The organism is Bacteroides sp. AM07-18, assembly GCF_003602695.1.
Taxonomy (GTDB): Bacteria; Bacteroidota; Bacteroidia; order Bacteroidales; family Bacteroidaceae; genus Bacteroides; species Bacteroides uniformis.
Window position 1 is genome coordinate 62,475 of sequence record NZ_QTLM01000013.1, and the last position, 19,610, is coordinate 82,084.

The 19,610-nt window shown below is 46.2% G+C and carries 20 protein-coding genes and 1 tRNA gene; 5 read left to right on the forward strand and 16 right to left on the reverse strand.

The window, feature by feature from the left end:
* Nucleotides 1-477, reverse strand: coding sequence for an Lrp/AsnC family transcriptional regulator (locus DW096_RS14620; RefSeq protein WP_005827104.1), 477 nt, complete (start codon nucleotides 475-477; stop codon nucleotides 1-3).
* A gap of 239 nt (nucleotides 478-716) precedes the next feature.
* On the opposite strand from DW096_RS14620, the gene DW096_RS14630 reads away from it, so the two are divergent.
* Both DW096_RS14630 and DW096_RS14635 read left to right on the forward strand, forming a co-directional pair.
* A complete protein-coding gene (locus DW096_RS14630; protein WP_005833095.1) occupies nucleotides 717-1,994 on the forward strand; it encodes an IgA Peptidase M64 in 1,278 nt (425 codons plus the stop codon).
* 24 nt (nucleotides 1,995-2,018) lie between these two features.
* Nucleotides 2,019-2,555: a GNAT family N-acetyltransferase gene (locus DW096_RS14635; RefSeq protein ID WP_005827111.1), complete on the forward strand. Its 537-nt coding sequence runs from the start codon at nucleotides 2,019-2,021 to the stop codon at nucleotides 2,553-2,555.
* Nucleotides 2,556-2,630: 75 nt separating this feature from the next.
* Here the strand turns inward: DW096_RS14635 and DW096_RS14640 are convergent, their stop codons facing one another.
* From DW096_RS14640 to DW096_RS14680, 9 genes are all read right to left on the reverse strand, one after another.
* The gene (locus DW096_RS14640; RefSeq protein ID WP_005827114.1) at nucleotides 2,631-3,095 is read right to left on the reverse strand and encodes a biopolymer transporter ExbD; all 465 of its coding nucleotides are present in this window, start codon (nucleotides 3,093-3,095) and stop codon (nucleotides 2,631-2,633) included.
* Nucleotides 3,095-3,685, reverse strand: coding sequence for a biopolymer transporter ExbD (locus DW096_RS14645; RefSeq protein WP_005827116.1), 591 nt, complete (start codon nucleotides 3,683-3,685; stop codon nucleotides 3,095-3,097). Before DW096_RS14645 ends, DW096_RS14640 begins: the two co-directional genes overlap by 1 nt.
* Before the next feature lie 36 nt (nucleotides 3,686-3,721).
* Nucleotides 3,722-4,207: a hypothetical protein gene (locus DW096_RS14650; RefSeq protein ID WP_005827118.1), complete on the reverse strand. Its 486-nt coding sequence runs from the start codon at nucleotides 4,205-4,207 to the stop codon at nucleotides 3,722-3,724.
* Between the two features lie 5 nt (nucleotides 4,208-4,212).
* On the reverse strand, nucleotides 4,213-5,016 hold the full coding sequence (locus tag DW096_RS14655; protein ID WP_009037966.1) for a MotA/TolQ/ExbB proton channel family protein: 804 nt from the start codon (nucleotides 5,014-5,016) through the stop codon (nucleotides 4,213-4,215).
* 77 nt (nucleotides 5,017-5,093) lie between these two features.
* Nucleotides 5,094-5,181 (reverse strand) — tRNA-Ser (locus DW096_RS14660).
* 162 nt (nucleotides 5,182-5,343) lie between these two features.
* Complete coding sequence (locus tag DW096_RS14665) at nucleotides 5,344-6,123, reverse strand: TatD family hydrolase (RefSeq protein WP_005827124.1); 780 nt, start codon at nucleotides 6,121-6,123, stop codon at nucleotides 5,344-5,346.
* Nucleotides 6,124-6,131: 8 nt separating this feature from the next.
* Nucleotides 6,132-6,833 (reverse strand): hypothetical protein, encoded by a 702-nt coding sequence (locus tag DW096_RS14670; protein ID WP_005827126.1) that lies wholly within the window; start codon nucleotides 6,831-6,833, stop codon nucleotides 6,132-6,134.
* Between the two features lie 18 nt (nucleotides 6,834-6,851).
* A complete protein-coding gene (locus DW096_RS14675; protein WP_034525526.1) occupies nucleotides 6,852-7,826 on the reverse strand; it encodes a polyprenyl synthetase family protein in 975 nt (324 codons plus the stop codon).
* Nucleotides 7,827-7,906: 80 nt separating this feature from the next.
* Nucleotides 7,907-8,593 carry an energy transducer TonB gene (locus DW096_RS14680; RefSeq protein ID WP_005827130.1) on the reverse strand — a complete coding sequence of 229 codons (687 nt, stop codon included), beginning with the start codon at nucleotides 8,591-8,593 and terminating at the stop codon, nucleotides 7,907-7,909.
* A 262-nt stretch (nucleotides 8,594-8,855) separates the two neighbouring features.
* On the opposite strand from DW096_RS14680, the gene cmk reads away from it, so the two are divergent.
* The 3 genes from cmk to pfkA all read left to right on the forward strand — a co-directional run bounded on the left by cmk (nucleotide 8,856) and on the right by pfkA (nucleotide 11,545).
* Nucleotides 8,856-9,551, forward strand: coding sequence for a (d)CMP kinase (gene cmk / locus DW096_RS14685; RefSeq protein WP_034525522.1), 696 nt, complete (start codon nucleotides 8,856-8,858; stop codon nucleotides 9,549-9,551).
* Between the two features lie 7 nt (nucleotides 9,552-9,558).
* On the forward strand, nucleotides 9,559-10,425 hold the full coding sequence (locus DW096_RS14690) for a 4-hydroxy-3-methylbut-2-enyl diphosphate reductase (RefSeq protein ID WP_005827134.1): 867 nt from the start codon (nucleotides 9,559-9,561) through the stop codon (nucleotides 10,423-10,425).
* A gap of 139 nt (nucleotides 10,426-10,564) precedes the next feature.
* Nucleotides 10,565-11,545, forward strand: coding sequence for a 6-phosphofructokinase (gene pfkA / locus DW096_RS14695; protein ID WP_005827137.1), 981 nt, complete (start codon nucleotides 10,565-10,567; stop codon nucleotides 11,543-11,545).
* Nucleotides 11,546-11,605: 60 nt separating this feature from the next.
* Here pfkA and DW096_RS14700 read toward each other — a convergent pair whose 3' ends face one another.
* The 6 genes from DW096_RS14700 to DW096_RS14725 all read right to left on the reverse strand — a co-directional run bounded on the left by DW096_RS14700 (nucleotide 11,606) and on the right by DW096_RS14725 (nucleotide 19,565).
* Nucleotides 11,606-12,445, reverse strand: coding sequence for an SDR family oxidoreductase (locus DW096_RS14700; protein ID WP_005827139.1), 840 nt, complete (start codon nucleotides 12,443-12,445; stop codon nucleotides 11,606-11,608).
* Nucleotides 12,446-12,481: 36 nt separating this feature from the next.
* Complete coding sequence (locus DW096_RS14705) at nucleotides 12,482-13,705, reverse strand: NADH:flavin oxidoreductase (protein ID WP_008664036.1); 1,224 nt, start codon at nucleotides 13,703-13,705, stop codon at nucleotides 12,482-12,484.
* 79 nt (nucleotides 13,706-13,784) lie between these two features.
* Nucleotides 13,785-14,555, reverse strand: a complete 771-nt coding sequence (locus DW096_RS14710) for a DUF1295 domain-containing protein (protein WP_005827144.1) — start codon at nucleotides 14,553-14,555, stop codon at nucleotides 13,785-13,787.
* Nucleotides 14,556-14,801: 246 nt separating this feature from the next.
* Entirely contained in the window at nucleotides 14,802-16,145 is a 1,344-nt protein-coding gene (locus DW096_RS14715; protein WP_009037962.1) for a citrate/2-methylcitrate synthase, read from the reverse strand.
* 12 nt (nucleotides 16,146-16,157) lie between these two features.
* Nucleotides 16,158-17,318 (reverse strand): NADP-dependent isocitrate dehydrogenase, encoded by a 1,161-nt coding sequence (gene icd, locus DW096_RS14720; RefSeq protein WP_117600023.1) that lies wholly within the window; start codon nucleotides 17,316-17,318, stop codon nucleotides 16,158-16,160.
* A gap of 3 nt (nucleotides 17,319-17,321) precedes the next feature.
* The gene (locus DW096_RS14725; protein ID WP_044468479.1) at nucleotides 17,322-19,565 is read right to left on the reverse strand and encodes an aconitate hydratase; all 2,244 of its coding nucleotides are present in this window, start codon (nucleotides 19,563-19,565) and stop codon (nucleotides 17,322-17,324) included.
* Between the last annotated feature and the right edge of the window lie 45 nt (nucleotides 19,566-19,610).

Sequence of the window (19,610 nt, forward strand, 5' to 3'; positions counted from 1 at the left end):
TTAATCTTCCTCTTCTTCTACCGTTATAGGCATCTGCCGCTTGATGGCTTCGTGGAAAGAAATCAAGGTTTCCGTACGCGCCAGTCCCAGCGGCTGCAACTTATCATGTATGATGCTCAGCAAATGATGGTTGTTGCGGGCATAAAGCTTTATGAACATATCATACTTGCCCGTTGTAAAATGGCATTCCACAATCTCGGGAATAGCTTCCAATGCTCTCGTTACAGCATCAAAAGAAGCAGGATCCTTTAGATAGATACCGATATAGGCGCATGTTTCATATCCTATCTTCTCCGGATCAATCACATATTCAGAACCTTTCAATATACCTAAGTTTGTCAGCTTTTGAATGCGCTGATGAATGGCTGCTCCCGATACATTACAAGCTCTAGCCACTTCAAGGAAAGGAATGCGTGCATTATCGGCTATAAGTTTTAAAATCTGTTCGTCTAAAGTATCCAACTGATGATGTCCCATTTCAAATTCTAATGATTAATAAATTACTATATCTCCCGCATATCTATACGGCAACATGCAAAGTTAGCTATTTTTTCGCCAATAAAAATACGGTTTATAACTTTTCTTACAAAAAAAAGAATAATACCGCATATCAGGCATTTCAAAGTGCATATGCAAAATTCCATCTCGCACGACCGGAAAATTGCAGATGAGCTTTAAAGATATTATCTTTGTAGTAGCAATAATAATGAACCGTTATGAAAAAGTATTCCTTATTCCTATTATGCCTGATGGCAGCAATATCCTTGCATGCCCAAAGTTTTGCCGATTATTTTGCAGATAAAACCCTGCGTGTCGACTATATCTTTACCGGAAATGCAGCCAAACAAGAGATATGCCTGGACGGATTGTCTTGTCTCCCCTCTTGGGCAGGAAGGAAGCATCATTTATCTGAGTTGCCCCTGCAAGGAAACGGACAAATCATTATGCGAGATGCAGCCAATGGCAGCGTAATCTACAAAACATCCTTTTCTTCGCTCTTCCAGGAGTGGCTGGAAACGGATGAAGCCAAAGCGGTGACCAAAGGATTCGAAAACACCTTTCTCCTTCCCTATCCCCTCCGTCCTGCAGAAATAGAAATAACACTTCTCGACCCGCGTAGAAATGTACGGGCAAGCATGAAACATACGGTCAGTCCCGACGACATCCTGATACATCAGAAAGGTACTGCCCACATCACACCACATAAATATCTGCTGCAAAGCGGCAATACGGCCAAATGCATCGACGTAGCCATCCTTGCAGAAGGATATACTCCCGAAGAGATGCCGGTATTCTACGAAGACGCAGCCATTGCCTGCGAAAGTCTGTTTGCCCACGAACCCTTCCGGTCCATGAAAAAGCACTTCAACATTGTAGCAGTGGCCAGCCCCTCCGAAGACAGCGGAGTAAGCGTACCACGCCTCGGAGAATGGAAACGGACAGCATTCAGCTCTCATTTCAGCACATTCTATTCAGACCGGTATCTGACAACCTCCCGTGTCAAATCCATACACGATGCGCTGGCGGGAATACCGTATGAACACATCATCATCCTTGCCAATACGGAAGAATACGGAGGCGGTGGAATCTATAATTCCTATACCCTTACTACCGCCCACCATCCCATGTTCCGCCCCGTTGTGGTACATGAGTTCGGGCATAGCTTTGGCGGACTGGCCGATGAATACTTCTACGACAATGACGTGATGACAGATACCTATCCACTAGATGTGGAACCCTGGGAACAGAACATCAGCACAAGAATCGATTTCACTTCCAAATGGAAAGATATGCTTGCTCAAGGAACTCCCGTTCCTACTCCCTCTTCTGAAAGTGGAACATATCCCGTAGGCGTATATGAAGGAGCTGGCTATTCTGCCAAAGGCATCTACCGTCCGGCAGACAATTGCCGCATGCGCACCAATGAATACCCTACTTTCTGCCCGGTCTGCCAACGGGCCATCTGCCGCGTCATTGAATTTTATACTGAATAAAAACAAACTAAACTAAAAGAACTTATGATCAGACTTCAACGTATTACAACAGCTGACACAGACTTGTACAGCTACATGGAGAAATTAATGACTCAATCATTCCCTTCAGAGGAGTACCGGGAACTGGAGGAATTGCGCAAGTATACAGATACCAAAACGCACTTCTATAACAATATCATCTTCCATAACAACACCCCGGTAGGTCTCATCACTTACTGGGATTTCGGACATTTTTACTATATAGAGCATTTTGCCATTGACCCCGCACAGCGTAACGGCGGATATGGAAAGAGCGTACTAAACCATTTATGCCAACTCTTAAAACATCCCATCGTCTTGGAAGTGGAAATACCCGAAGAAGAAATGGCTAAACGCCGCATTAACTTCTATCAACGGCAAGGATTCTCCTTATGGGAAAAGCCCTACCAACAACCACCCTATAAAACAGGCGACAACTACCTGCCTATGCTCATCATGGCCTATGGAGATATAGAATGTGGAAAGGATTTTGACTCTGTAAAGGAACACATCTACCGCGAAGTATATAATGTGAAATCTTAAAAAAACAATATACTTAAAACAATAAAGGTCGTTTCAACAAATGAAACGACCTTTATTATATCATTAAACTAACTTTTACTGACGCGGTTGCGCAGAATAGTTAATCTTCAAAGCATAAGCCTTACGAAGCGCTTCTTTGATATCTGTTACGATACCCATTTTCGTATCTTGGTCAACTTTCAAAGACACTGTCATCTGCGGCTGATCTTCTTCCTTCATACTGGCACGTTCACCAATAATGTAATCTTGAATTTCAGCAACTTCAGCATAGCTGTCGTTCAACTGGATACGGCTCTCATTACCTAACTTCTTACGAAATTCGGCAGTAGGTTTTCCTACATAGATAAACGTAACCAAAGACTTCTTTTCAAGTTTCTCCAATTCTGTAGCTTGCGGAACCTTAAACTCAACCTTCAATGTTACCTCACGCATCGTTGTTACAATCATGAAGAAGAACAACAAGGTGAAGATAAGGTCAGGCAGAGAAGAAGTGTTCAACGCCGGCATTCCACGTTTACCAGTCTTATTAAATTTTCCCATTACTTCTTTTCTCCGTACTTTTTAGGTTCTGCCTCAGAAATCTTCTGAGAATAAATTTCACGAATTGCATCTTGTTGTTCTTGATCCAACTCCATATAATTCTTCTGCCACTTTTCCTGAGCCAATTCATCACGCAACTCGTTATAAGCTGCTACCAACTCATTCTGTACAGACATATATGCTTTGTATGAAGAACCACGGTCACAACGCAAAGAAATCACATGGCCTTCCGTCACTTGTACTGTACCGAAGAAAGGAACATTCTTAGAAATCTTTTCCGGTTTTGTATCTTCGTTATACGGATTGGCAATAAATTCTTTTGCTTTTGCACGCAATTGGTCAACAGTAATATAATCATTCCCGCACATTAACTGGTCCTGCATGTTCAAGAAGACTTGCAATACGTTGCGTTCCTTCTTCTTTGCATCGTCCAACTTCTGGTCCTTTTCCGGTGGAGGCGGCAAACGTCTTGCCAAACCACGGTCGGTATCCATAGATGTTGTAATCAAGAAGAAAATCAGCAACAAGAAAGCGATGTCCGCAGTAGAACTTGAGTTAATTTCAGGAACTTCTCTTTTCTTTTTAGCCATTGTAATTATATCTTTAAATTGAGTTACCTCAATTGATTATGATAATTTTTTCTTAATGCTACTAAAAATGATTGCCAAGACTGTACCAGCAAACAAGATATAGATAGAATAAAGGAACATGTCAGTAAGCTTCAACCAGAAAGGTACGTTCTCAGTTCCGCTATAACCCGGAATAACAAGTGGTTCTTCACTACCCATAGTCCAAGAAATAACAACAACTGCAACCAATATAACCAAACCAATCAAAGATTTCAACGCTGCTCCCGGATTGTCTTTCAGTGCAGCTCCAAATTGGAACAAAACACCAACCACGGTAGCAATAATAGCTACAAAGAACAGAATGTACATCAAATAAATCAATGCGTCTGTATGAGCCGGTTGCCACATTTCTGCGTCAACGCTTGCCAACACTGCATCGCCCTGAGCATCTCCACCGAAGAAGAACATGCCCAACACTACCAAGATGATAGCGAACATGACATACAGTGCATAGTATGATACTTTATATGATAACTTAGCCATCTTAATTATTTTTTGTATTTCAAGTCATATTTGATAACCATATCCAACAGAGAGATAGAAGAATCTTCCATTTCGCTGGTCAAAGCTTCAATCTTAGCCAGGATGTAGTTATAGAATACCTGCAGAATCAAGGCAACGATCAAACCGAAGATAGTTGTAATCAAGGCAACCTTCATACCACCTGCTACAACCGTCGGAGAGATATCACCTACCTGCTGGATCTTATCAAATGCCTGCACCATACCGATTACAGTACCCAAGAATCCCAAAGACGGAGCCATAGCGATGAACAGTGTAATCCAAGAGCAACCTTTTTCCAGGTAACCAGCTTGTACACCACCGTAAGAAACTACTGACTTTTCTACTACGTCGATACCTTGGTCAATTCTCATCAGACCTTGATAGTAGATAGAAGCGATAGGACCTCTAGTGTTACGTGCGATGTCTTTAGCAGCTTCAACGTCACCTTTTTCCAAAGCAGCTTCAATAGCAGCCAAGAACTTCTTTGTGTTGATTTCAGCCAAGCTCAAATAAATGATACGTTCAATACAGAATGCAAGACCGATAACCAATGCGATAGCTACCAAACTCATGAAAGATGCAGTACCTTCAATAAACTTAGTTTTGAGTTCTTTGTGGATACCACCTTCTGCAGCTTCCATTGCGGCAGGAGCAGCAGCGTCAGCAGCAGGTGCTACAGCTGCTTGTTCAGTTTGTTCAGCTGCAGGAGCATCTTGAGCCTGAGCAAGTTGAGTTGAGCCAAATGTTAAGACTCCCATCACAGCAACAATTGCAAATAACTTTTTCATTGTGTGTCTAATTTTTAAGATTAATTAATTAATTTATTTATTATAATTTGTTGTTTTATCTCCATTTTATCACACTGCGGAGAGACGGGGATTCGAACCCCGGATACCCTTTAGGGGTATACACGCTTTCCAGGCGTGCCTCTTCAACCACTCGAGCATCTCTCCAATAGACGCCTTTTCTGAAATCGGGTGCAAATTACAAAAAAAATGCGAACCACCAGCGTTTTCAGCTACAAATGTATTCTTTTTTTTGTTGTTCTGCCTCATTCTCCCCGTTTTATATTAAATAAAATCTCAAAATTAATAAACTTTAAAATCTTAAAGAGCTTATTTGAGCATTCCGAACACTTTTAAAGCGTTATCAGAAGTAACCTGGGCCACCTTTTCAGGAGAGTTCCCATAGATTCCGGCCACCTTTACCAAAGTATCCTTAACATATGCGCTTTCGTTCCTCTTGCCTCGATTGGGAACCGGAGTCAGATAAGGGGAATCGGTTTCCAGCACGATGCGTTCCAAAGGAATATTCTTCAAGACTTCGGGCAAAGTTGATTTCTTGAAAGTCACCACACCATTTATTCCTATCATGAAATCCGCAAATTCCATAATCCTGCAGGCCTCTTCCGAGGTTCCCGTAAAACTATGGAAAATTCCTTTCAAAGGAGTCTGCTGATAGGGTTTCAACACATTATATATATGGTCAAACGCTTCCCTACAATGCAGCACTACCGGCAAACCGTATTCCAAAGCCCACTCAATCTGCTTGTCCAACACCCTTTGCTGCTCTCTAAGAAAAGTCTTATCCCAATACAAGTCCATACCAATCTCGCCAACCGCAACAAATTCATTCGGTGAAGCCAGCTCCCGGGCCACTATTTCCAACTCCTTTTCATAATCCGCACCCACAGAGGTAGGGTGCAATCCAATCATCGGATAGCAATACCCTTTATATTCACGGCACACCCGAAGCATAGGTCCTATGGTGGTACTATCGATATTGGGCATAAAAATATGCGTGACTCCTGCCTCACGGGCACGAGCCATCACTTGAGGCAAATCCTCTGCAAACTCTTCTAAAAAAAGATGGGAATGTGAATCAATCAATCTCATTCTTCAACTTACTCTTTGCGTTTCTCACCGGTACGGTAATAATAGATTATTCCATAATCACGGCATAAATCCAAACGTTTCTCATTGGGAGTGACCTCCTCGAATTTCTTTTCAACCTGGTTCCATATATCCAAAATCAAACCATCCGCCTCTGCACGCATCGAAGCCAAGGTGTCCAAACTGCGGGCTGTCAAAGATTGAAGATTCTTTTGCTTCTCATAACTATCCATGAAAATATCATAATGCACCCTCACTTTTGCAATCGTAGGGTTATAAATGGGAATTCCTCCCTGGGATATACGTTTGTTTTCCCCATCCACGATTTTACGCCCCCACTCTGCCAAGGCAGGCTCTGTCGATAAATCAGGCACATTATTGTTGCTTGTGTCCAAACCGTAATATTCCTTATGAGCAATACGCACTTCAGAACGGATGACAGCTAAATTCAACACCTGGATAAAATGAGAAATATACAGACGGGCAGTCTTTACATTAGCCTGATGCTTACGTCCCGCCCGAGCCTGCCGCTCAAAACAGTCGGCATAATAAGCTTGCGCAGCTTCAAACTTTGTAAGAAAATTCCGCGCATCAGTCAACGCCTTCAAAGATACGGCCAAATCATACACATTACATATATCACCCTTGACGACCACTGCTTTCAGCGCCCGTATTCTCGCTTGATCTGTATTAGGCAATCTTCTATAAGGCATTTTCTCCCGGATTTAAAGTTATACTTCCCGATGCATCAGGTTAGCCATCAGGTTCTTCAATTCCTCTTTCTTTTCATCTGCCACCTTCACCGCCAACAGACTTTCCATTGCGCGTTCACAATACTCTTCCATCTTTTTCTCACACAGTTCCTTGACGCCAATCCGGTTATACAGTTCCGTCACCGCAGCAACTTTCTCCTCCGGGTTGAATGCAACAGCATCCACCCAAGCATTCAAGCGGGTCAACTGCTCCTCATCCGCATGTTCAAAAGCCTTTATCAGCATGTAGGTCTTTTTATTGCACAGAATATCACCTCCAATATTCTTTCCAAAGACGGCAGCATCGCCATAAACATCCAGGAAATCATCTTTCAACTGAAAAGCGACACCCAAGTTCATGCCAAAATCATACAACTGCTCCGCATCTTCAGAAGAAGCCCCTCCCAAAAGAGCGCCAATCTTCAAGCTTGCAGCCAACAATACCGAAGTTTTCAGACGAATCATTTCCAGATACTCCTCTGCCTTCACATCCTTCCGATGTTCAAACTCCATATCCAGCTGCTGTCCTTCACAGATTTCCAGTGCAGTCAGGCTAAATATATCCATCACCTCTTTCAGGTGTTCAACCGGGCATTGAGCCATAAACTGATAAGCTAATACAAGCATTGCATCCCCCGAAAGGATGGCAGCATTGTCATCCCAAACTTTATGTACCGTCTCCTTACCACGGCGACGGTCTGCACGGTCCATCAAGTCGTCATGCAAAAGAGTATAATTATGATACACTTCAATCCCCGTTGCAGGGTTAAAAATACGGGTAATATCCTCCTGATACAGATTGTAGGCCATCAACATCAATACCGGACGGATTCTTTTTCCGCCCATGGACAACACATAGGTAACGGGAGCATATAAACCTTGAGGAGTACGGGTAAACTGCAATTCTGCAATATGAGAATTTATTCTTTCTAAAAGCTCGGAAGCTGTAAACATGGCATTTTCAGAATTTAGGGAATAGCGGATAATGAAAAGAGGCTGCATTCCGGCAGCCTCTCCCACTTATAGATATTTTATTACTGCAATCTAAACATTACAGGCACGGTATACTTAACACGAACGGGTTTACCACGCTGCATACCGGGTTTCCACTTCGGCATGCCCATAATCACGCGGACAGCTTCTTTGTCCAAATACGGGTCAACGCCTCTCAGAACTTTAGCATCTACGATACTACCGTCCTTATTAACCACGAACTGTACAGTTACACGGCCTTGAGTTCCGTTTTCCTGTGCAATAGTAGGATATTTAATATTCTTGCTCAAATACTGCATCAAACCAGCCATACCACCATTCGGGAACTCAGGCATCTGTTCTACCACCTCGAAAATAGTCTGTTCTTCCGGTTCTTCCTCTTCCACTGCTACGGGAACATATTTGATTTCCACTGCCTGGTTCAATTCTTCAGAAGATACAATGGCCGTTTCTTCCACGTCAGCATCGTCTTCAACGATAGTCAACGTCTCTGCAATTGAAGGGGCTTCGGGAGGCGGAGGAGTAACCTGCTCCGGCTGTTCTGTAATAGGGATGATTTCCTCTTCAAAAAATACGTCGGTAATAGCCTGGCTCGTGTCAATCTTGATGTCACGCTTTGTCCACTCGAACGCAACAAACATGAAAGCGAGCACGATTACATAACCGACAAGCAGCCAAGTCGACTTCTTACTCTCCAGGTCTGCCTTAGGTGATTTCTTAATTTCCATAATTTATAATATAATTTTAGTGTTTCTCATTTGGGGCAAATATAGCACTTTTCCCAAGAATGTTCACGCTCTGCTGTTTTTTTTTACACAATAGGCGCTCCATTTTCATTTTTTTAATCCTTCAAAAACCTCCATGTGCTTTTGTGCCACAAATGTAACGAGATATTTTAAAAATACCGTATCTTTGGCAAGAATTTTAAATGAAATATTGAAATTTTCTGTTTTGCAGGTGTTATACCTATATAACTATAGCATAAAAGTCATGAAAAAGATAACAATAGCAATCGACGGTTTTTCCTCTTGCGGGAAAAGCACTATGGCCAAAGACCTCGCCCGCGAAATCGGTTACATATATATAGATAGTGGTGCCATGTATCGGGCAGTAACATTATATAGTATAGAGAATGGTATTTTCCAGGGTGACCGCATAGATGCCGAAAAACTGAAAAGTCTAATAAAGGATATACATATTTCTTTCCGCCTGAACCCCGAAACCGGACGCCCAGATACCTACCTGAACGGAGTAAATGTAGAAAACAAAATCCGTACCATGGAAGTATCTTCACGTGTCAGCCCCATTGCAACATTGGATTTCGTACGCGAAGCTATGGTAGCACAGCAACAAGAGATGGGCAAGGCCAAGGGTATCGTTATGGATGGGCGCGACATCGGCACTACCGTTTTTCCGGATGCCGAGCTGAAAATTTTTGTAACCGCCACCCCCGAGATACGGGCACAACGCCGCTATGACGAACTAAAGGCCAAAGGGGAAGAAGCCAGCTTTGACGAAATTCTGGAAAATGTGAAACAACGGGACTATATTGACCAAAACCGGGATGTAAGTCCGCTGCGCAAAGCTTCTGACGCTTTATTGTTGGACAACAGCCACCTGAGCATTTCCCAACAAAAGGAATGGCTGGCGGAACAATTCGAACGGGTTATAAAGGAGAAGAACTGAACCGGATATGGCAAAAGTAGAAATAGACGAAGGCTCCGGCTTCTGTTTCGGAGTTGTCACCGCAATAAACAAGGCAGAAGAGGAACTGGCGAAAGGAGGAACCCTCTATTGTCTGGGAGACATCGTGCACAACAGCCGTGAAGTGGAACGCCTGAAGGCAATGGGGCTGATTACCATCAACCATGAGGAATTCAACCACCTCCACAACGCCAAAGTGCTGCTGCGTGCTCATGGAGAGCCCCCTGAAACTTATGACATTGCCCGCCGCAACAATATAGAAATCATTGACGCAACCTGCCCGGTCGTACTCCGCCTGCAAAAGAAGATTAAGCAAGAGTACGTCCAGGAAGACAACCGCGACAAGCAAATTGTCATCTATGGCAAAAATGGACACGCCGAAGTACTGGGTCTGGTAGGACAAACCACCGGAAAGGCCATCGTCATCGAAAAGCAGGAAGAGGCAAGGAAACTGGATTTCAGCAAAGACATCCGTCTCTACTCCCAGACCACAAAGTCTCTGGACGGATTTCAAAACATTGTGAAATACATAGAGGGACATATCTCACCGAAAGTCACTTTCGAGTCCTATGACACTATCTGCCGACAAGTAGCAAACCGGATACCTAATATCCGGAAATTTGCAGCTTCCCATGATTTAATATTCTTTGTCAGCGGCAAAAAAAGCTCTAACGGCAAGATGCTGTTCAGTGAGTGTAAAAAAGTCAATGCCAATTCACATTTGATAGACAGTGCCGAAGAAATAGATAGTTCTCTGTTAGCCGGTGCCAATTCCATCGGTGTCTGCGGAGCCACTTCCACCCCCAAATGGCTGATGGAAGAAATTTCAGAAGCCATAAAGTCAAAACTTAAATAACAGTTTGTCATCCTTTTGGAACAGCAAATTAACGTAATTTATTAGTCACCGCCTCAGCTTTTTACTATCTTTGCGGCATGAAAAAATAGTCCAAATCTATTTTTCATCATGATTATTAATACTAAACAAAAAGATTGTTATGGGAACAGTTAAGTGCATTGGTATCTTGACATCAGGAGGTGATGCTCCGGGAATGAACGCAGCCATACGTGCCGTGACACGTTCGGCTATTTACAACGGACTTTCAGTTAAAGGTATATATAGAGGTTACAAAGGTCTGGTAACCGGCGAAATCAAAGAATTCAAAAGCCAGAATGTCAGCAACATCATCCAGCTGGGTGGTACAATCCTGAAGACAGCCCGCTGCAAAGAGTTCACGACTCCCGAGGGCCGCCAGATTGCTTACGACAACATGAAGAAAGAAGGCATTGACGCCTTAGTGATTATCGGAGGCGACGGTTCGCTGACCGGTGCTCGTATCTTTGCACAAGAGTTTGACGTGCCTTGTATCGGGCTGCCGGGAACTATCGACAATGACCTTTATGGAACAGATACCACTATCGGCTACGACACCGCGCTGAACACGATCCTGGATGCTGTGGACAAAATCCGTGATACAGCCACTTCCCATGAGCGCTTGTTTTTCGTAGAAGTCATGGGACGCGATGCCGGTTTCCTCGCTCTGAACGGCGCCATCGCCTCCGGAGCAGAAGCAGCCATTATCCCGGAATTCAGTACGGAAGTGGACCAACTGGAAGAATTCATCAAGAACGGTTTCCGGAAATCCAAGAACAGCAGTATCGTACTGGTAGCCGAGAGTGAACTGACCGGCGGTGCAATGCACTATGCAGAGCGTGTAAAGAACGAATACCCCCAATATGACGTACGCGTAACCATCCTCGGTCACTTGCAACGCGGTGGTAGCCCTACGGCACACGACCGTATCCTTGCCAGCCGTCTGGGCGCAGCCGCCATCGACGCCATCATGGAAGGACAGCGCAATGTCATGATAGGCATTGACCACGATGAAGTGGTATACGTTCCCTTCACGAAGGCCATCAAGAATGACAAACCCATCAAGAAAGACCTTGTAAATGTATTGAGAGAACTGTCTATCTAATGACAGACAGTTCAGATACCCCATAAACAGAGAAGGCGACATATGCGCCTTCTCTGTTTTTTACAACCATTTTTTCACTATACTTTCCGTCCTCTCCCACAGTTCTTCCATCTGTACATGCCGGGTGTACTTCTCCGAAAGAGACTTGGGACGGCAACTGGCATTCAATGTCCCCGTACGTTTACCGGCATCCTCATCCAGCAATAAGCCGACAGCCGTTGCAGCTCCCTTACGGGGAGTACGGATAAAAGGCCTGAAAAGTATATCTGTCAGCGGGTCAAACCACATATGCATGGTGATGATATTGGTAGACACAATCCCCGGGTCGGCCGCATTCACAACAATACCTTTGTGTTTGACGCGACTGGCCAAGTCGATGGTGAACAGAGTCAATGCCAGCTTCGTGTTGCTATATATAGGAATGCGCCAAAAGCCACCCTTCCTTCCCCGGAGGAAAAAATCCGGAAAGTCAAGATGACCGATGGCATACGTACAAGATACCATATTCACAATACGGCTCCCCTCTCCCATCAATGGTAGCAGCTTGCGGGTCAGCAGGTAAGGGCCTACATAATTGACACTCACCGTCCGTTCCAGTCCGTCTTCGGTAATGCGGCGTTCCGTTTCCATGGTTCCGGCATTGTTCATCAGCAACGCCAACGGCTCTCCCCGCTTCAACAGATGCTCTGCAAATGCGGCCACTGAAGCCAGAGATGCCAAATCAATGGGAGCAGTCTCAATACGCGGATTACCGGTTTCACGCATCAGTAGTTGCCGCTTGGGTTCGGCAGCTTGGGGGTCACGGCATGCCATGATGACCTGATAGCCGGCAGTTGCCACTGCGCGGGTAATTTCCATGCCCATGCCACCGTCTGCCCCGGTTATAACAGCTAAATTCACTTTAATAATTAAAAATTGAAAATTAAAAACTAAAAATCAGCCTTTCGCTTCGATTTTCTCTATCTCCCTTTTCAGACAAGGTGGAAGCTCCTCCTTCAAATGCTGATGGCATGCCATCTCGATGGAATACATCCGGGCAATGCAATAATTACTATGCCGGCAGTTGCAACGTGCATTCTCTTCGGCACGCATGCGGTTGACAAACCCCGGCTCATTGAGCAGAGCGCGTGCCATTTGCACAGCCTCGAAGCCGTCATCCAGCACCTCATCTATCTTGTCCCTGGAAACCAGGCCACCCACATAAACCAACGGTATCTTCAAGGCGGCACGGAATTTCAAGGCATCTTCCAGGAAATAAGCTTCCTTAAACGGTACGCTCGGTATCATCCATTTGCCTACCATGCGTACACCGTATTTCAACCACCAGCAGGTCATGTAATGCGTCATGCTGCGGATAGGCATTTCGCCCCGCATGACATACATCGGCGCCTTACTGACGAACCCACCGCTCAAGACCAGCGCATGTGCTCCCGACTGCTCCAGCCTGCGCGCCACCTGCATCGTCTCGTCCAGCTCCATCCCTCCACGGAAACCGTCGCGCATGTTCATCTTCACCAGCACAGCCATATCACTGCCGGCAGCCTTCATCACTTCTTCCATCACCATATCCATAAACCGCATACGGTTCTGCAACGAGCCTCCGAACTCGTCTTTCCGATGGTTGGTGGACGGGGACAAGAACTGGCTGATGAGATAGCCATGCCCTGCATGAATCTCTACAGAATCAAATCCGGCCTCCCGTGCCAGATTCACCGAACGCCCATAAGCACGCGCCATCTCCGGCAGCTCATCGGCACGCAGTCCGCGCACAAAGGTAGGAGAGTAAAGATTGAAACCGGAAGATGCGCCGACGGGCATACAACCGCAAATGCTCTTATGGGACATATTGCCACAGTGTCCCAACTGGATGCCTGCCGCAGCCCCCTCCGCATGTATGGCATCAGTCAGCCTACGGAGTCCGGGGATAATCTCGGGACGCATCCACAACTGGCGGTCAAAAGACAGGCCGCTCTGAGTAACTGCCGCATAAGCAACAGTAGTCATACCTATACCTCCCGCCGCTACCGACCGATGATAGTCGAGCAACATGTCCGACGGAGCGTTTCCGGGACACATGCTCTCGAAAGCAGCCGAACGGATGGTACGGTTACGCAAGGTCAACGGTCCGAAAGTGACGGGTGTGAATAACTTGGATTCCATCGTTATGAGTTATGAGTTATGAGTTATGAATTATAAGTTATGAATTATTCATTTTCCATTTTCAACTTTCCATTTTCCATTAATAAAGAAATGGAATGATGCGTTTGCGCTTTCCTACCGCCTCATCGCCAAACTCCTCCCGATAACGGCGGTGAATGGCATCGGCACGGGGAACAAGGTTGGCAAACGTCCACCAAACGAACACCCAGGCGGCGGGAGAAGCTGTGAGTATGGCAAACCCCGTCCATTCCACCAGCTCACCGAAGTAATTGGCAGAAGTGACGTATCGGTAAAGCCCTTTTCCGGGAAGATAATGCTTCGTATCACCCGGCCTGCGCAGATGACGTATCACATAGTCGGAATGCAAATTGACGAACATACCCGCAAAAAACAGAATGATTCCCAACAAGGCATGAGGTTTCAGCAAATAGGCCCAGCCATCGGCATACAAGCCTTCGGGAGCAAAATAGAACAAACCGCCCGCCTGCATCATCCCGTTCAAAAGGTTGAAGACGATACCCATCGCCATAATAGCTACCGGCATCCGGCTTTTACCTTTCAGCAGGAACGGAAAAATAAAGGCCCGCTGAAGATAGTGCAACTGAAACAGCAGGAAAAAGAAATATACCGGCACGGCAAATCCCGCTCCACTCTTCCCCCACAACCCAAACATGACGATGAATACCGGCGCTTCCATAAGCACCCACGCCAGTTTATTATTGATGGAGATTCCCCACGAGGCAGTACGGAACATGCCATAACCCGCTTTGACAAAATAGAGCGCAATAAAGACAACCAATGCCACAGCACTCATTACCCACAGAAATATCTGAAAAGTTTCCTGATTCATAGTTCTTTATTTATGCGAAGCAAAGATAAAGAAAACTCACAACAAACAAATCGTTTTCCCCGGATAATTGTTTTTTCATACAAAAACCAGTGTTTTTTACTGAGAAGATTAAGCAGTAGAGATACGAAAATCTAATCGTTCCATCATGGAGTAAATTTCATTCCACCATGGAGAAAAAATCGTTCCACCATGGTGGAACGATTTTTTCCCCGTGATGGAACGATTTAAAAGATACAAGTCTAATCCTTACCGTTTCTTAATGGGCACATAAGCCACCTCATCCAAAACATTCTTATAGGCAGGACGGATAATACGCTTACCTTCAAAGTTCAATTCTTCATTGCGATGTGCACACCAACCGACAATACGTGCCATGGCAAACAAAGGCGTGAAGATTTCCTGCGGCAGCCCAATCATCTCGTAGACAAAGCCCGAATAGAAATCCACATTACTCGAAACCGTCTTGCCATTATTCTTCACACGGCCAAACACATCAATGGCGCGCTCCTCGAGCAGTTCAAGGAAAGCGAACTCGCGTTCTTTCCCTTTTTCGCGGGCAAGGTCGCGGGCAAGCTCTTTCAGCAGAATGGCGCGCGGGTCGGAAATGGTATAGACGGCATGTCCGATACCATATATCAAGCCGGTCTTGTTATAGGCTTCCTTGTTGAGCATGCGGGTGAAGTAAGTATCAATCTCATCCACATTCGTCCAGTCCTGAATGTTTTCCTGCAGATGGTGGAACATATCGGCAACCTGGATATTGGCACCTCCATGAAGCGGCCCTTTCAAGGAACCGATACCTGCCGCTATCGAAGAGTAAGTATCCGTCCCGGTAGAAGAAGTGACACGTACGGTAAAAGTGGAGTTGTTACCACCACCGTGCTCGGCCTGAAGAACCAGCAGCAGGTCGAGCGTGCGGGCATCCAGCTCCGTGTAGTCCTTCTTCAGCATATAGAGGAAATTCTCGGCAATGGAAAGGTTTTCCTGCGGATGGCGGATATGCAGTGAACGGCCATGGGTGGCATGGCGAAGCATGTTATAGGCATACGCAATGATGGTCGGGAATTTCGAAATAAGCTCAATGCTCTGCCGCATCAGATTATCGCGGGAAGTGTCATCTGCATCAGGGTCAAAACGATACATCTCGAGCACGCTGCGCGCCAGGATGTTCATAATGTTGTTTCCTTCGAGTTCAATGATATTCATCTTGGTCTTCTGCTCCAGCGGCATGTTGTCGTTGATGAGTTCACGGAAAGAAGAGAGTTCTTCCTTGTCGGGCAGGCGACCGGAAAGCAACAAGTAGGCAATTTCCTCAAAACCGAAACGCTTCTCTTTGATGATGGCGTGTGCCAAGTCATCCACATCATAACCGCGGTAGAACAATTTGCCGGGAATAGGCTTCAGCCCTCCACCGGGGATGCGTTCATAGCCGACCACATTGCCTATTTTGGTCAACCCCACCAAGACTCCCGTGCCGTCCTCATTACGCAAACCGCGCTTCACATCAAACTTCCTGAACAGTTCATTCTCAATCCGGGTAGCTTCCTTCAAATCTTCGGAAAGCTTGTAAATCAGATACTCCTTCTTCATAATCGTTTCGTTTTATTCGTTATTCCCATTTTCTATTCTCCTTACAATCTCCCGGGTGAAAGCCGAAGTGGACAGCGAGACGCCACCCGGCATAAAACGGGCCAAGTCGGCAGTAGCACGGGCTTCTGTGAAACTTTGCTCCAAGGCGTTCTCTATAAGAGAGGCTGCTTCCTTCCAACCCAGATATTCAAGCATCATCACAGCGGAAAGGATGATGGAACAGGGATTCACAATGTCTTTCCCGGCAATGTTCGGAGCCGTCCCGTGAGTAGCCTCAAAAATGGCATGCCCCGTTTTATAGTTGATATTCGCACCCGGTGCAATGCCGATGCCGCCTACCATGGCAGCCAGTTGGTCGGACACATAATCGCCGTTCAGATTCAACGTGGCAATCACGGAATATTCTTCGGGGATAAGCAACGTGTTCTGCAAGAATGCATCGGCAATGCAGTCCTTGATGACCAGACGCCCTTCTGCCAGTTCTTTACCAAACTCACGTTCTGCCAGTTCGTACCCCCACTTCTTGAAGCCGCCTTCCGTAAATTTCATGATGTTTCCTTTGTGTACCAAGGTCACGGAAGGCAGATGATGCTCAAGGGCGTATTGGCAGGCGGCACGCACCAAGCGCTCTGTTCCTTCTCTTGAAACGGGCTTCACGCCAAACGAGGAGGTTTCGGGAAAACGGACTTTTGTCACCCCCATGTCATCACGGAGAAAACGATAGAACTTTTCAGCCTCCGGAGTTCCGGCTTCCCATTCGATGCCTGCATAAATATCCTCGGTATTCTCACGGAATACGCACATATCCACCTTCTGTGGCTCTTTGAGTGGAGAAACAATGCCCTTATACCAACGTACCGGACGTTGGCAGACATACAAATCGAGCGTCTGACGCAAGGCTACGTTCAAAGAACGGATACCTCCACCGACGGGAGTTGTCAAAGGACCTTTGATGCCCACCTTATAGGTGCGGAAGGCTTCCATGGTTTCGTCCGGCAACCAGGAGCCGGTTTCGTGGAAAGCACGTTCTCCTGCCAGCACTTCTTTCCATTCAATGCCACGCCGGTCACCATAGGATTTCTTGACAGCGGCATTCACGACAGCCTGCATGGATGGGGTCACTTCTGCTCCCACTCCATCGCCGGTAATAAAAGGTACAGTAATTTTTTCCATATTCTATCTTGCATTAAGTGCAGAACCGGCCCGGAACCAGGCTATCTGCTGTTCGTTATACGTATGTTGTACTTCAAAACTTTCTTTACTCCCGTCCTCGTGATGAAGAACCACCTTCAACGTACGTCCCGAAGCAAAATCTTTCAACCCCATGACAGAAATCAGGTCGCGTTCCCGAATCTTGTCATAATCGGCCTTATCCGTAAAGGTCAGCGCCAACATGCCTTGTTTCTTTAAATTCGTCTCATGGATACGGGCAAAGCTTTTCGCCAAAATGGCGCGTACATTCAGGAAGCGTGGTTCCATGGCAGCATGCTCACGGCTGGAACCTTCACCATAATTCTCTTCGGCAACGACAATGGAAGGGATGCCTTCTGATTTATACAGCTTCGCAGTGCCTGACACTGTTCCATAGGTATTGGTGGAGCGGTTCCAAACCTTGTTCGTCTCTCCATTGAAAGCATTGACAGCCCCCATCAGCATATTGTCCGAAATATTCTCCAAATGTCCCCGGAAACGGAGCCATGGCCCCGCCATAGAGATGTGGTCGGTGGTACATTTCCCTTGCACTTTAATCAATAAAGGCATATTCAGCAAGTCCATGCCATCCCAGGCAGGGAAGGGAGTCAGCAGTTGCAAGCGCTGTGAATGAGGATTGACCGTAATTTCCGTCTGTCCCTTGTTTGGAGCAATATATCCTTTTTGTCCTCCGATGAATCCGTGTGCCGGCAATTCCTCACCGACTGGTTCGGACAGTTTCACAACCTCTCCTTTGGCATTGACCAGCGTATCCCGCAAGGGGTCGAAACAGAGGTCGCCTGCAATGGTCAGCGCCATGGTAATTTCGGGAGAAGCCACATAAGCAAAAGTATTGGGATTGCCGTCGGCACGTTTGGCAAAATTACGGTTAAAAGAGGTGACGATGGAATTTTTGCGTTCGGGGTCATCAGTATGGCGCTTCCACTGGCCAATACAAGGTCCGCAGGCATTCGCCATTATCGTTGCGCCAATATCTTCGAAAGCGGCAATCATGCCGTCGCGTTCAGCAGTAGCACGTATCTGCTCCGAGCCGGGATTGACAATCAGCGGGGAAGCAACCTTCAAATTCTTTTCCTTTACCTGCCGGGCAAGGGAGGCCGCACGGCTCAAATCCTGATAGGACGAATTGGTGCACGACCCTATCAGGCCGACTTCCATCCGGCGGGGATAGTTATTGGTTATCACTACCTCGGCAAATTTCGATATCGGTGTTGCTGCATCCGGCGTAAAGGGCCCGTTGATATACGGTTCCAACAGCGAGAGGTCTATTTCAATGATGCGGTCGTAATATTTTTCCGGATTTGCCAGCACTTCGTCGTCGGCGCGAAGGTCGACAGCTACGGAAGCAGCCATTTTTGCCACTTCTTCACGTCCGGTAGCCTTCAAATAAGTACCCATGCGCTCATCGTAAGGGAAAAGGGAGGTAGTCGCCCCCACCTCTGCCCCCATATTGCAGATGGTAGCCTTTCCAGTGGCAGACAATGAAGCGGTTCCCGGTCCAAAATATTCAATGATGGCATTGGTTCCCCCTTTTACAGTAAGAATACCCGCCAACTTCAGAATAACGTCTTTGGGAGCTACCCAGCCACTCAATTTACCCTTCAAGTGTACGCCTATCAGACGCGGCATTTTCAGTTCCCATTCCATGCCGGTCATCACATCCACCGCATCGGCACCACCCACACCAATGGCCACCATGCCCAAACCTCCGGCATTGGGCGTATGAGAGTCCGTGCCTACCATCATTCCACCCGGAAATGCGTAGTTCTCCAATACCACCTGGTGAATAATGCCTGCCCCCGGCTGCCAAAAACCTATACCATAGCGGGAAGAAACATCACGGAGAAAATTATAGACCTCCTCGTTGGTCTTCGTAGCAGTCGCAACATCTTCTTTTGCACCTTTATATGCTTGAATCAAATGGTCACAATGCACAGTGGAAGGCACGGCAACCTGCTCACGGCCTGCATTCATAAATTGCAATAAGGCCATTTGAGCCGTTGCATCCTGCATGGCCACACGGTCGGGACGGAAATTCACATAGTCTTCTCCCCGTCTGTAGTTCTTCACTTTATCCCCATCATACAAATGAGCATACAAAATTTTCTCCGCTAAAGTCATCGGACGCCGCAGTACGTTCCGTACGCGTTCTATCTTCTCCGAATAAGCGGCATAAAACGTTTTGAGCATCGTTAAATCATATACCATAACCACTATTTTTTAGTTTTTCATTATTGTAAAGATTACAAATTA

Coding starts and splice junctions, on each gene's coding strand:
- DW096_RS14705 (WP_008664036.1), bottom strand. CDS start 13,705: ATGGAATCCAAGTTATTCACACCCGTCACTTTCGGACCGTTGACCTTG.
- DW096_RS14680 (WP_005827130.1), bottom strand. CDS start 8,593: ATGGAAATTAAGAAATCACCTAAGGCAGACCTGGAGAGTAAGAAGTCG.
- DW096_RS14655 (WP_009037966.1), bottom strand. CDS start 5,016: ATGAAAAAGTTATTTGCAATTGTTGCTGTGATGGGAGTCTTAACATTT.
- DW096_RS14645 (WP_005827116.1), bottom strand. CDS start 3,685: ATGGCTAAAAAGAAAAGAGAAGTTCCTGAAATTAACTCAAGTTCTACT.
- DW096_RS14715 (WP_009037962.1), bottom strand. CDS start 16,145: ATGAAGAAGGAGTATCTGATTTACAAGCTTTCCGAAGATTTGAAGGAA.
- DW096_RS14665 (WP_005827124.1), bottom strand. CDS start 6,123: ATGAGATTGATTGATTCACATTCCCATCTTTTTTTAGAAGAGTTTGCA.
- DW096_RS14710 (WP_005827144.1), bottom strand. CDS start 14,555: ATGAATCAGGAAACTTTTCAGATATTTCTGTGGGTAATGAGTGCTGTG.
- DW096_RS14640 (WP_005827114.1), bottom strand. CDS start 3,095: ATGGGAAAATTTAATAAGACTGGTAAACGTGGAATGCCGGCGTTGAAC.
- DW096_RS14690 (WP_005827134.1), top strand. CDS start 9,559: ATGGCAAAAGTAGAAATAGACGAAGGCTCCGGCTTCTGTTTCGGAGTT.
- cmk (WP_034525522.1), top strand. CDS start 8,856: ATGAAAAAGATAACAATAGCAATCGACGGTTTTTCCTCTTGCGGGAAA.
- DW096_RS14670 (WP_005827126.1), bottom strand. CDS start 6,833: ATGCCTTATAGAAGATTGCCTAATACAGATCAAGCGAGAATACGGGCG.
- icd (WP_117600023.1), bottom strand. CDS start 17,318: ATGGAAAAAATTACTGTACCTTTTATTACCGGCGATGGAGTGGGAGCA.
- DW096_RS14675 (WP_034525526.1), bottom strand. CDS start 7,826: ATGTTTACAGCTTCCGAGCTTTTAGAAAGAATAAATTCTCATATTGCA.
- DW096_RS14725 (WP_044468479.1), bottom strand. CDS start 19,565: ATGGTATATGATTTAACGATGCTCAAAACGTTTTATGCCGCTTATTCG.
- pfkA (WP_005827137.1), top strand. CDS start 10,565: ATGGGAACAGTTAAGTGCATTGGTATCTTGACATCAGGAGGTGATGCT.
- DW096_RS14635 (WP_005827111.1), top strand. CDS start 2,019: ATGATCAGACTTCAACGTATTACAACAGCTGACACAGACTTGTACAGC.
- DW096_RS14620 (WP_005827104.1), bottom strand. CDS start 477: ATGGGACATCATCAGTTGGATACTTTAGACGAACAGATTTTAAAACTT.
- DW096_RS14650 (WP_005827118.1), bottom strand. CDS start 4,207: ATGGCTAAGTTATCATATAAAGTATCATACTATGCACTGTATGTCATG.
- DW096_RS14630 (WP_005833095.1), top strand. CDS start 717: ATGAAAAAGTATTCCTTATTCCTATTATGCCTGATGGCAGCAATATCC.